The sequence below is a fragment of the Paenibacillus beijingensis genome (assembly GCF_000961095.1).
GTDB classification, from domain to species: domain Bacteria; phylum Bacillota; class Bacilli; order Paenibacillales; family Paenibacillaceae; genus Paenibacillus_O; species Paenibacillus_O beijingensis.
This window is the reverse complement of the sequence record NZ_CP011058.1, coordinates 2612288-2623877: the sequence shown is the minus strand read 5'-3', so window position 1 is coordinate 2623877 and position 11590 is coordinate 2612288. Positions and strand designations below refer to the sequence as shown.

The following is an 11590-nucleotide window of genomic DNA, read 5'->3' as shown; positions in this document are numbered from 1 at the left end:
TCGCCACCCTTACGTTTCATAATGGACCCATTTTTTCGACGACCAGAACACAATGACCGTAAACACGGCAATGACCGACAATAAAATCCATGCCAGCGCGCTGGCGTAGCCCATATTAAAGTAAGCAAATGCTTTCTGGTACAGGTACAGCGCATAAACGAGCGTCGAATTAATCGGTCCGCCTTGCGTGACGATAAAGGCTTGCGTAAACATTTGGAAGCTGCCGATGATCTGCATAACCAGATTGAACAAAATGATCGGCGTCAGCATCGGCAGCGTCACCGAGAAGAAGGAGCGGAATTTGGATGCGCCATCGACCGAAGCCGATTCGTACAGATCGCGCGGAATTTGCTTTAATCCCGCCAAAAAGATGACCATCGACGATCCGAACTGCCATACCGCGAGCATAACAAGCGTATAAAGGGAGGTTCCCGGCGTATTGATCCAATCGATACCTTGCAGCCCGAACAGGCCGCCGATTTTGTTCAAAAAGCCGTCCATGCCGAACAAGTTGCGCCAAATGGCTGAGATCGCCACGCTGCCCCCGATCAGGGAAGGCAAATAAAAGATCGCCCGGAAAACGGACATGCCGCGAATCGCCTGGAACAAGAGCAGCGCCACCATTAAAGCAAAAAACAATTTCAGCGGCACCGACAGCACCACATACGTGAGCGTCACCTGCAGCGATTTCCAGAAGTCCGCATCATCCGTAAAAATTTCCTTGTAATTGTCGAATCCGATATAGGTCGGCAGCTCAAGCAAATTATATTCGGTTAACGATAAGTAAAACGATTGAGACATCGGTCCGACCGTAAGCACAAACAACCCCAATAACCAGGGCGAGATGAATACATAACCCCATATCGGCTCGATCCACCGGTGAAGTTTTCCGGAACTTTTGTCCACTGCCCCGTTAATTTCTGTCATAAATGTCACTCCCTTTGTTAGATCTTGACGATTCCTTTACAAAAATCTTACCTCTTGAACTAATTGAAATAAATGAGGCAAATCTATAAATAGTAATAGAAATATACACGGTTTGAAAAATAAAAAAGCACCGGCCGCTCCGGACCGGTGTTTTATGTTACATTCTATGACAAAAAGCGTAGAATACGTTTAATCGACGATGCGCTTTGCATGCAAAAACCGTTTTCTCCAGTAGTCGTCAAACTCGGAGATCGTCACGCCCGGACGGCCGTAGGTTTGGATAATCTGCCCGTCGCCCGCATACATCCCGACATGGCCTACGATGCGGTTGCTTTCATATCGGCCGGGTGTGTAAAAGAACATCAAATCTCCCGGCTCCAGGTCATCTTCATCGACGGTTTGCCCGACTTGCGCTTGCGAGCGCGAAGTGCGCGGCAGATCAATGCCAAAGTGGTCATACACATGACGGACGAAGGACGAGCAATCAAACTTTTTCGTATCCTCGTAGGAGCCGGTTCCAAAATCATAAGGAACCCCCAGAAACGTTTTGGCATAGCGGATTAATTCATCTTTATCGACGGAGGTCACCGAAAGGCTTCTTAGTTGTCCCGCGAAACCTTCTCCGGCATGGTGCAATCCGATTGCGCCATTCGTCCCGGGCAATGAACGATCGTCGACCGGACTGATCATGATTTGCGATTGCGGCTCGTTCCAATTGACACGAGTGCCGATTAATGCCGACATCGACTGCACGGTCAGGTAAGGTTTATCCTGATATACCCGCGGAAGCTGCGGAAGGTTGACCGTTTTGTCGCCCGCCAACGCTTGAGCCTGGTTGACGTTCACCGTATAAGCCGGATCGGTGTTGCCGATCGCGAAGCTTTTATTACCTTGGTTATGGATATGCAAACCCATCGCTTCCGCCGTTTCCTCGAGCGGGATCCAGACCATTCCACCGGCATCTTTATACACCTTAACATTAGAAGAAACGGTTTTGTCCGCGATAAGCATCCGGGCCGACGACGCGGATGGCTGCTGCTCAGTCCTCACCGACTGCTGCCGCTCATTTGGTACGGACGGCTTTTGGGCGCAGCCCCCGCCAACAACGAATACCGTGACGCATAAGGCTAACGCAGCCCGCCGCTTTATTTTCTGCTCCATTCTCATTTGTACTCCCCTTTTTCATCCAAGATGAATTAAGGATTTCCTACCGCTCTTCATTTATGCAAGCTATCCTTTATTTCCCATGCGCCTGTTGTTCCATTCTTGCCCAAAAGCATTTGTCATTGTTGAAATAAAACTAAACATATCTAAATATAACGAGAACAATTAATATAGCGAAATTAATCGCTCTAAACATAACAAATCAGTACAAAACAATTCGAACCTGTGTTATGATCGTTGACATGAGATTTTTTGATGAAGATGGAGGAGATTATGTTGAGAAAAGTATCGCTGTCTATCCTTACCCTCGCTTTAATGCTTACCGTTCTATTCATACCGGGGCAGCCGGCTGTCGCAGCCAAAAAACAAACCGAGCTGCTCGTATCCGCTGCAGCGAGTCTGAAAGACAGCCTGGACGAAATTGCAACGGTATATGAAAAAGCGCATCCGGACATTAAGCTGACGTTCAACTATGCGTCGTCGGGCACACTGCAAAAACAAATCGAGCAGGGAGCCCCGGCCGATCTTTTCTTCTCCGCCGGCAAGAAGCAGATGGACGCTTTAGTGAAGCAAGGTTTTATTTCCGAAAGAAAAACCATTCTGACTAACAGTCTGGTGCTCGTCGTCCCTTCCGATTCGAAACAAAAATTCACGACGGTAAAAGAGTTGACTTCCGGCGGCATCAAAAAAGTTGCGGTCGGCCAACCGGAGTCGGTACCGGCCGGACAATATGCCAAGGAGACATTGGAAAACCGGAAAGTATGGGACGCGCTGCAGCCTAAACTTGTGTTTGCGAAGGACGTGCGTCAAGTGTTAACGTATGTCGAAACGGGCAACGTCGATGCAGGTTTCGTCTACAATACCGATGCGCTTACATCCAGTAAAGTCAAAGTTGCCCTCAAAGTCTTTCCGGGCGTCCATACGCCAATCGTTTATCCTGCCGGCGTTCTGAGCGAATCGAAGCACAGCGCCGAAGCGAAGGCATTCTATACGTATTTACAGTCGAAGGAAGCCGGCGCCGTATTCAAAAAATATGGATTTAAGCTGCCTTAAGCAACTTGAGACAGGATGAGTATTTATGGATTGGACAACGTTTTTTGAACCGATTACCCTTTCGATTCAGATTTCCATTATCGCCAGTTTGATTGTTTTCGCACTCTCTGTCGTCATTGCCTGGATCATGGCCAAGGTGCGATTCTTCGGAAAAAGCATCGTCGAGACGCTGCTGCTGCTTCCTCTTGTGCTGCCGCCCACTGTCATCGGCTTTATCCTGCTGGTCTGGCTTGGCCGGAGAAGCTGGATCGGAAAGTTGTACGAGAGCCTTTTCGGCCAAACGCTTGTATTTACATGGGAAGCCGCCATTATCGCGGCGACCGTCGTCGCGTTTCCGCTCGCTTATCGGACGATGAGAGCCGGATTTGAAAGCATTGATTCCGAGCTTGAGAATTCCGCGAGAGCTTTCGGAGCCTCGGAATCGCAGGTCTTTCTCTACATCTCGGTCCCCCTCGCCTTTCGTTCGCTGACGGCAGGGTATATTTTGGGATTTTGCCGGGGTCTTGGAGAGTTCGGAGCAACGTTGATGGTTGCGGGGAATATTCCAGGAAAAACGCAAACGATCCCGACCGCGATTTATGTCGCCACAGACGGAGGAAGCATGCGCATGGCTTGGGCATGGGTCGGTTCCATGCTCGTCATGTCATTTCTGATGCTTCTTCTGGCCAACCGGTTCACAAAGAATTAACGTAAATACGCCCTTCTCACCTCTGCAGCAGTCAAAGGTGACGAAGGGCGTATTTAGCTTAGGACTCATAAACAATTTCTCCGGTCCGCGATAAGTCATAGCCGTGAATAACGGCGAGCTCATTACGAAACGATTCGGAACGCAGGATGGCAATGACAGCCTCAATCCAGTTCCTATTTTCGGGCCGCTTCAACATGACGAGATCGTATCGCTCCTGGATCAGCGGAACGAAATCGACTCCGCCGACGATTTGCGCCGCTTTTTCGATTCCAACGCCAACATCCGCCTCTCCCGCAGCCACTTTTCCCGCTACTGCGATGTGGCTATTTTCCTCGTCTGAGTATCCCGCTACTTTCGAAGGTCGAATGTCGTGAAGTCTCAGTTGTTCGTCCAGCAGCACGCGAGCGCCGGAGCCTCGTTCCCGGTTCACGAGCCGGATGCCGGTTTTTCCCAGATCAGCCCACGATTGCAGCTTATGCGGATTTCCCTTTTGGACATAAAATCCCGCCGAGCGGCTTAATAAGTTGACGACGACTACCGGTTGACCGACAAAAAGTTTGCGAATATATGGAATGTTATACTCACCGGTATCTCCGTCGAGCAGGTGCGTACTTACGATATCGGATTCGCCTTGATACATCGAGATCAGACTTTCCATACTGCCGACGTAAGAACGCAATGGCCGCGCCCCGGTCGCCTGCCTCTCCAAATACTTAGCGAGAATATCAAGACTAATATCTTGTCCCGTTATAATGACCGACCGCCCTCGTGCCGCATCAAGATGGGCATCCTGCCGGCCAGCCGTTGCGTGTTCTGAGGAAGTGGAAATCGCGGAGGCAATCGGCTTCTCGGTATGTTTGGCATGGACGCCTTTGGACTGAAGCTTGTAGGCCTCCAAATCGGATGAATCGACCCGCATCTGCTTCCCGACCCGATAAGACGGTATTTCGCCTTTTTTGATTAAATCGTATACTTTCAGCTTCGATATTTTCAGAAGCGCTGCAATTTCTTCGGGCGTATAAGACGTTTCGTCCAACATGAACTCCCCTCACATCAATCCAGATAGATCACATTATAACAGATTTGATTATCGATTGAATGATTCAGGCATAATTGGGATGAACGTTTGCCAAGCGTTATTGACTTTGCGCCGCTTCCCGCTCAAATGCGACAATCCAATCGCCTTGAACGGCGGCATACCCCTCGTCGCCTTCGACAACGAGACCGTACAACTTTTTCACATCGAGATATTCTTTCCGTTCGCCGTTATCAAACTCCAGCGTGATGTAATAATCCGTCCTGGAAGAGCTGACAGGATGCGTGCCTTCACCATTGCTGTGATGGCTAGTATGGTTACGCACCTCCATCCTCTTGGCGATCACGCGGGCATAGACGGATTCTCGCGGCGATTTTGCATTTTTGAAATAACGCACGCTGTTTAAGACGATGCTGCCAATGACGATTGCGAACACAATCGCGATAAAAATAGGTACGATCGTAAACATAATGCCGGGCCCTGGGCCCATGGACGGTCCACCCATCATAGGTAATACCTCCTGTCTAACCGTTTTGTTCATTATTAGTACGGAGATAGGTGCCAATTTGTTTCACTACAGGAAGGAAATGACGATCATTTGAGGAAAACTATACCATATCAAAATTTGAATGAAAACAGGTAATGAAAAGACGGGCTAGCGCAGACGGGGATTCAGGCTCTGGAATAACCTATTCAGGTGGAGGTTTTTTTCATTGAAATGGAATGATTCCTTTTTCGGCGCGGTCGCTTCGGTGGGATGCATCATTCTGTGTGCCATTTTTTTGTTCTGGAATCCGTATTCACGGACTCCAGCCGGCACGGATACGGTTCTCATCCTCTTTATCATGCTGATCATTCCCGCTTTATTGGGTATCGTCGTTTCGTTTATGGCGAATCGAATTTTAAGGTATATGGTATTTGTCTGGTCGTTGCCCTATGGCCTATATCTATCGCTCGCTTCAATACCAAGTGTTTGGAACCTTTTTGGCGCAGTCCTTATTTTATACCTTGTTTCCGCCATTCGGATGAGCCAAAGCCGCGATTGTTAAGCTGACAAATATCGCCTGAACGGGAGATGGGGGCGACAAAAAAATGTATATTCGCAGGAATTTTAACGTAGTCGAAAAATGAAAAGAAAATAGAAGTACGAACGCATCTTTTTCAAAAATCACCCCTTCGTTCAGAGCGAAAATCCTGCTTATGGAACAGACTTACTTCAAATTTATGATGCGGTAAGGCGAAGGTATGCATCAAGGCCGAAATGAAGCTCATATCTCCCCCGGCTGAGTTCCTTCTTCCTCCTCCTGATTCAGCGGATACGTCTCACCCCACTCTTTCATCGCGACGATAACCGGCTCCAGCGTTTTGCCAAAGTCGGTCAGCGAATATTCCACTTTGGGCGGAACCTGTTTGTACACTTCGCGGTGAATGATTCCGTCCCGTTCGAGCTCCCGCAGCTGCAGCGTAAGCATAAACTGCGTCATCCCCGGGTAGAGGCGCCGGAATTCATTAAACCGTTTCTTTCCGTCCAGAAGATGGTACAGAATAACCCCTTTCCACTTTCCCCCGATCACATCCAAAGTGGTCATCACCGGGCATCCGCTCCCCCTTCGATTCGCACCGCCAGCCTCTTCCCGTCCACCCACCGCGCTTCACCCTTCCAATAGTATGATTTTTAATACTATGCCATAAAAATATGCGTACTTATGTGAATTGATTATACCCGATATAATTCAATCGTACGATATACGAAGCTGGAGAGGATGAGTGACATGAGCAATCGCCAAACGATGAAGGCAGTCGGTTTTTATCGTTATGTTCCGTTAACCGATCCGGAAAGCCTGGTCGATCTCGAAATCGAAAAACCGGTTCCCGCAGGCCGGGATCTGCTGGTGGAAGTAAAAGCGATATCGGTCAATAAAGCGGATGAGGATGTCCGCTCTTGGGGCAATGAAGGCAATGACGCGCCGAAAATACTCGGTTGGGATGCGGCCGGAATCGTTATCGGAACCGGGCCCGATTGTACGCTGTTTAAGCCCGGGGACGAAGTGTATTATGCGGGCAGCCTGGACCGGCCGGGCTGCAACAGCGAATTTCATCTGGTGGATGAGCGGATAGCGGCCCTCAAACCGGCAAGTCTCGATTTCGCTCAAGCCGCCGCTTTGCCGCTCACTTCGATTACCGCGTGGGAAGGACTGTATGAACGGCTTGGAATCAGCCGCAGCGAACAGGACAATCGGAACAAATCGATTTTGATTATCGGGGCGGCAGGCGGCGTCGGTTCCATTGCGACGCAGCTCGCCAAGCTTGCCGGATTGACGGTCATCGGCACCGCATCGCGAGCGGAGTCGGCGCAGTGGGCCAAAGATCATGGCGCGGACCATATTATCAGCCACAAAGAAGCTTTTGTACCGCAGCTGAAGGAGCTTGGACTCGAGACCGTCGATTATATTTTCTGCCTGTACGATACGGCCGGCCACTTTGAGCAAATGGCCGAGGCGATCGCGCCGCAGGGCAAAATCTGCTCCATCGTGCCGCTCAATCAGCCGGTTAACCTGGACCTGATCTTTTTCAAAAGCGTATCGTTCCATTGGGAACTGATGTTTACAAAGCCGCAATTCAAAACCGAAGATATGATCGGGCAGCACCGGCTGCTTCAAGCCGTCGCGGATCTGGTCGATGCCGGGAAAGTGAAACCGACGTTGACGCAGCGGCTGGAGCCGATCAACGCGGCCAATTTGCGCCTGGCGCATGAGAAAGCGGCCGCCGGGAACATGATCGGCAAGCTGGTGCTGGAACATTTCCAGGTGTGAAACGAGAATGAGGTCTGTAACGCAAAAAAATCCTGCTCGCATGCGTACAGGATTTTGCGTTACAGACCTCATCTGCGACAACTGCCAAGGGTACTCTTGCGCACAAAGAGCTAGATATCGACCGGCATCCGCACCTTCTCGCCTTTTTTCTCCTTATGATTCTGCCACAGCGTGAATCCGATGGAGCCGATGGACAGCACGATAAACAGCAGCGAGATCGGTTGGGTGAAGAACGGCGTAATCTCCGGGTTGATCTGGTACGCCTTGAGCAGTTCCTCTTCCGCTTTGGGCCCGAGGAGCAAGCCCAGAATGACCGGACCTAACGGAACGTCGATTTTTTCCAGCACATATCCGACCAAGCCGAAAATGACGATCATCCAGACATCGAACATTTGATTGTTCAAGGCAAACGATCCGACGCTGCTGCACACGATGATGCTCGGAACGAGTATCGACAGCGGAATATACGAAATGCGGATCAGCAGCGGAAGCAGTGCGGTTTGGGTGAACAGCATCGCAAACGCGCTTAGCATGAGTGCGACAAAGATGGAGTTGACGAGAACCGGCTGGGCTTGAAATAACCCCGGACCCGGCGTAATGCCGTGCAGGATCAGGACGCCGAACATAACCGCCTGGGCCATGTCCCCCGGTATGCCGAGCGTAATGGACGGGATAAACGCTCCCCCGGCATTGGCGTTGTTGGACGCTTCGGATGCGATTATGCCTCCAGCGTGCCCTTTGCCGTATTCATCCTTTTCCTTGGAAAATCGTTTCGCCTGATCGTACGCGATGAAGGCGGCCGTTTCCGCCCCCGCTGCAGGCAGCGCCCCGATGATGACGCCGATCGTGGAAGATTGGAACAGCGCGAATTTTTCCCGGACCAGGTCTTTGCACACTTGCAGCATCGGGATGCGGATTTTCGTTTTCGTTTTGAACTTGCCGATTTGAGTCCGCACTTCCTCCACGTTCTTCATCAGCTGGGACATGGCAAAAAGTCCGATCAGAACGGGCAGCGGCGAAATTCCGGATGACAGGCTGTCCATGCCGAAGTCGAACCGCAGCTGGCCGGCCGGATCGTAGCCGATCGTGCCGATCAACAGCCCGATCAGTCCCGCGATCAACCCCTTCAGCAGCGATTTGCCGCTTAATCCCGCGATCAAGGTCAAGGCGAATAAGACAAGAGAGAACACTTCCCACGGTCCGAATTTTAGCGAGATCATCGCCACCAGTGGTCCCAGGAAAAACAGGATAAGCGCCCCGAATACGGTCCCCACCGCCGAAGACAGAATGCCAAGGCCAAGCGCCCGTCCCGGCTCTCCCTTCAGTGTCATCGGATAGCCGTCGAACATGGTCGTAACCGACGACGGCGTGCCCGGAATGCCGATCAAGGTGCTTGCGATCAATCCCCCTGACGCGCCGCCGGTATAGATGCCGATCATCAGCGTCAAGCCTGAAATCGGCTCCATGCCGAACGTAAAGGGAAAGGCCAGCATGATCGCGGTTGTAAAAGTAAGCCCCGGTATGCAGCCGGCGATAATGCCCGCAAGCGTGCCGATAAACAAATAGAACAAATTGATAGGCTTCATCACTTCTTCAAAAGCCTGAAGCAGATGGATCATATCCACTCGGATTCACTCCTTTCCGTGAAACTTAAGGCAGTAAAACGTTCAATTCCCGCTCGAAAATGAATTGGATCGCAAAGGTCAGAACAAAGGACAGAGGAATGTAAAGCAGCAGCTTCTTGGGCACAAACGGGAAATTAAGCATCAGAAAACCGATGAAGAGAAACAGAATCGTACTGGGGACAAATCCGACCATCGGCATCAAAATCAAATAGACGGCAAACCATGCGAACATGAACGGAACGCGCCAATGTTTCCGCAAGTAGGCGATGAAGGCTCCTTTCGGAGCACGTTTGCCTCGCTTGATAAAGCTCTGTATGAGCAAAATGACCGAAAAAAGGATCAGCGCATAAATGATGAGCCTTGGAAAAAAGGCGGAGGAGAAGGCTTGGACGCCTTTCTTCTCCGCGAACAGCCGGGACTCGTATAGAAACAGCCCGGCGATAAACAATGCGGCAAGCGAAAAGATTCGGTCTGCCATGCTCGACACCTTCCTAACGTTACTTCATTTTATCCGCGAGCTTGGCCATTTCCGCATCAAGCTCCTGCAAAAACGTGTTGTACTCGTCATGCGGCTTGTACATCGCAAAGCTGCCCAGTTCCGCGATTTTTTTCTGCAGCTCCGGATCTTCCAGCGCTTTTTTATAGGCTTCGTTCAGCACTTCGAGCACTTCAGCCGGCGTCCCTTTCGGAGCCATCATTCCGCGGGCTACCGGAAGAGTGAAGTCAATCCCTTGTTCTTTCACCGTTGCCACATCAGGCAGGGCGGCGTTGCGCTCCGTATTTACGATGCCGAGCGGAACGAGATCGCCCGACTCAAAGTAGCCTTTGCCGGATGCGTAGTCGGCGACCATGCCTTCAACCTGGTTCGCAACCATCGCGGCATATTGCGGCCCCGTACCCGGATAACTTACGTATTTCAACGAACGCGGATCGACGCCGGCTTTATCAAGCAGGGCCGCGATCGTGTAATGGTCCTCGGAACCGACGGTATAGGCCCAGATGACCTTGCCCGGATTCGCTTTTACGTAATTAATAAAATCGGTCATATTTTTCACATTGTTCTTTTCGGAAAACGCTTTGGTGACGGATGGAATGTGAGGAGTGGACGTAATTTGGTTGATGCCTTCGAAAGATGAAAAGCCGTAATCGACAATGCCGGTATGCTGCGCCGTCGCTACAACCTGGTGGGAGCCGAGAATGGTATAACCGTCCGGCTTGGCGTCTTTGACAAAACGGGAGCCGATCGTCGCCGATGCGCCGGCCATATTAACCGGTACGATCTGCTGGCCCAGATGACGCTCGGCATAAGAAGCGACCAGCCGGAACAAAACGTCGGAGCCGCCGCCGGGCGGATACGGAATGACCATTTTTACAGGCTGCTTCGGAAAGTCGGTTTTCTTTTCCGGAGCGGGCTCGGACGTTTTGTCCGATTCGGAGGCAGCTGGCGTTGCATTTGCGGACGTCTCCGTTTTACCCGAACTGCCACAAGCGGAAAGCAACAGGATACAAATCATAAAGACGGCTGACAACGCGGTTTTCCTTTTCGACAAATGAACCACTCCCCTGGCGTTATATATTTTTACATTACAAGGTGATTATACATCACACCTTTTCGATTTTTCAACAAATGAAAGCAAAAAATAAAAAAATAAATATTAATGAATTGACATCAGTCAATTTGTCTGCAAAAATTAACTCCAACGATTTATTAGCATACATTTTGAAATACGAGTCCGAATTCCGGTCTCAACGAAATGATTAAGGAAGGGGAATGAATTTCTACAATATGTAAGAAAAGCTGCCAAATAATTGGCAGCTTGTCGTTGGTTTACATTTAGATATTGATTCCGTTCTGGGCTTTGTACCGTTTGAGCAAAATGTGGCTTTCGACGCGGGTGATTCCTTCCAGGGAGTAAATATGTTCTTTCAAAAATTGCTCCAGCGCTTTGTGGTCTTCCACAAGGATATGCATGTGAAGCGTGCAGGGTCCTGTCATTTGGTACAAGGCGGCAACGCTGTCGTTATCCGACAGCGTCGAGGCGACATCGTCCAGATGCTTCGGCTCGACGTCGATTTCGAAAAAGGCGGAAATATTTTTGCCCAGCCGTTCGGCGTTAATGACGATGGAGAATTGCTCGATTATCCCCTGCTCCACCAGTCGGTCAATCCGCTCGCGCACGGCTACCCGGGATAAGCCGATTTCTTTTGCGAGATCTACATATGAGACCCGGCTGTTTTTAGCTAGCTCCTGCAAAATATGGGAGTCGATTTCATCGATCACGAT

The 11590-nt window shown here is 50.4% G+C and carries 12 protein-coding genes; 3 read left to right on the top strand and 9 right to left on the bottom strand.

The features are described 5' to 3' along the window. Positions 1-9: 9 nt before the first annotated feature. Together VN24_RS11905 and VN24_RS26310 are read right to left on the bottom strand one after the other, a co-directional pair. Positions 10-927, bottom strand: a complete 918-nt coding sequence (locus tag VN24_RS11905; protein WP_052702910.1) for a carbohydrate ABC transporter permease — start codon at positions 925-927, stop codon at positions 10-12. A gap of 189 nt (positions 928-1116) precedes the next feature. After that, positions 1117-2088 (bottom strand): C40 family peptidase, encoded by a 972-nt coding sequence (locus VN24_RS26310; RefSeq protein ID WP_052702909.1) that lies wholly within the window; start codon positions 2086-2088, stop codon positions 1117-1119. Between the two features lie 264 nt (positions 2089-2352). Here VN24_RS26310 and modA point away from each other — a divergent pair, with 264 nt between their 5' ends. Then, on the top strand, positions 2353-3144 hold the full coding sequence (gene modA, locus VN24_RS11895; protein WP_045673220.1) for a molybdate ABC transporter substrate-binding protein: 792 nt from the start codon (positions 2353-2355) through the stop codon (positions 3142-3144). A 25-nt stretch (positions 3145-3169) separates the two neighbouring features. Continuing rightward, on the top strand, positions 3170-3832 hold the full coding sequence (gene modB, locus VN24_RS11890) for a molybdate ABC transporter permease subunit (protein WP_045670586.1): 663 nt from the start codon (positions 3170-3172) through the stop codon (positions 3830-3832). 58 nt (positions 3833-3890) lie between these two features. Here the strand turns inward: modB and VN24_RS11885 are convergent, their stop codons facing one another. From VN24_RS11885 to VN24_RS11870, 3 genes are all read right to left on the bottom strand, one after another. Further along, positions 3891-4871: a helix-turn-helix transcriptional regulator gene (locus VN24_RS11885; RefSeq protein ID WP_045670585.1), complete on the bottom strand. Its 981-nt coding sequence runs from the start codon at positions 4869-4871 to the stop codon at positions 3891-3893. Positions 4872-4968: 97 nt separating this feature from the next. Next, positions 4969-5376, bottom strand: coding sequence for a DUF2500 domain-containing protein (locus VN24_RS11880; protein ID WP_045670584.1), 408 nt, complete (start codon positions 5374-5376; stop codon positions 4969-4971). 760 nt (positions 5377-6136) lie between these two features. Then, on the bottom strand, positions 6137-6457 hold the full coding sequence (locus tag VN24_RS11870) for a winged helix-turn-helix transcriptional regulator (RefSeq protein ID WP_045670582.1): 321 nt from the start codon (positions 6455-6457) through the stop codon (positions 6137-6139). A gap of 183 nt (positions 6458-6640) precedes the next feature. Between VN24_RS11870 and VN24_RS11865 the strand changes: the two genes are divergently transcribed. Then, positions 6641-7681, top strand: a complete 1041-nt coding sequence (locus VN24_RS11865) for a zinc-binding alcohol dehydrogenase family protein (protein WP_045670581.1) — start codon at positions 6641-6643, stop codon at positions 7679-7681. Between the two features lie 110 nt (positions 7682-7791). On the opposite strand, the gene VN24_RS11860 is transcribed toward VN24_RS11865, so the two are convergent. From VN24_RS11860 to VN24_RS11845, 4 genes are all read right to left on the bottom strand, one after another. After that, on the bottom strand, positions 7792-9300 hold the full coding sequence (locus VN24_RS11860) for a tripartite tricarboxylate transporter permease (RefSeq protein ID WP_045673219.1): 1509 nt from the start codon (positions 9298-9300) through the stop codon (positions 7792-7794). Positions 9301-9331: 31 nt separating this feature from the next. Further along, positions 9332-9784 (bottom strand): tripartite tricarboxylate transporter TctB family protein, encoded by a 453-nt coding sequence (locus VN24_RS11855; RefSeq protein WP_045670580.1) that lies wholly within the window; start codon positions 9782-9784, stop codon positions 9332-9334. A 19-nt stretch (positions 9785-9803) separates the two neighbouring features. After that, entirely contained in the window at positions 9804-10856 is a 1053-nt protein-coding gene (locus tag VN24_RS11850) for a tripartite tricarboxylate transporter substrate binding protein (RefSeq protein WP_052702907.1), read from the bottom strand. A 284-nt stretch (positions 10857-11140) separates the two neighbouring features. Beyond that, the gene (locus VN24_RS11845) at positions 11141-11590 is read right to left on the bottom strand and encodes an Lrp/AsnC family transcriptional regulator (RefSeq protein WP_045673217.1); all 450 of its coding nucleotides are present in this window, start codon (positions 11588-11590) and stop codon (positions 11141-11143) included.

Coding starts and splice junctions, on each gene's coding strand:
- VN24_RS11885 (WP_045670585.1), bottom strand. CDS start 4,871: ATGTTGGACGAAACGTCTTATACGCCCGAAGAAATTGCAGCGCTTCTG.
- VN24_RS11855 (WP_045670580.1), bottom strand. CDS start 9,784: ATGGCAGACCGAATCTTTTCGCTTGCCGCATTGTTTATCGCCGGGCTG.
- modA (WP_045673220.1), top strand. CDS start 2,353: ATGGAGGAGATTATGTTGAGAAAAGTATCGCTGTCTATCCTTACCCTC.
- VN24_RS11865 (WP_045670581.1), top strand. CDS start 6,641: ATGAGCAATCGCCAAACGATGAAGGCAGTCGGTTTTTATCGTTATGTT.
- VN24_RS11860 (WP_045673219.1), bottom strand. CDS start 9,300: ATGATCCATCTGCTTCAGGCTTTTGAAGAAGTGATGAAGCCTATCAAT.
- VN24_RS11880 (WP_045670584.1), bottom strand. CDS start 5,376: ATGATGGGTGGACCGTCCATGGGCCCAGGGCCCGGCATTATGTTTACG.
- VN24_RS11905 (WP_052702910.1), bottom strand. CDS start 927: ATGACAGAAATTAACGGGGCAGTGGACAAAAGTTCCGGAAAACTTCAC.
- VN24_RS26310 (WP_052702909.1), bottom strand. CDS start 2,088: ATGGAGCAGAAAATAAAGCGGCGGGCTGCGTTAGCCTTATGCGTCACG.
- VN24_RS11870 (WP_045670582.1), bottom strand. CDS start 6,457: ATGACCACTTTGGATGTGATCGGGGGAAAGTGGAAAGGGGTTATTCTG.
- modB (WP_045670586.1), top strand. CDS start 3,170: ATGGATTGGACAACGTTTTTTGAACCGATTACCCTTTCGATTCAGATT.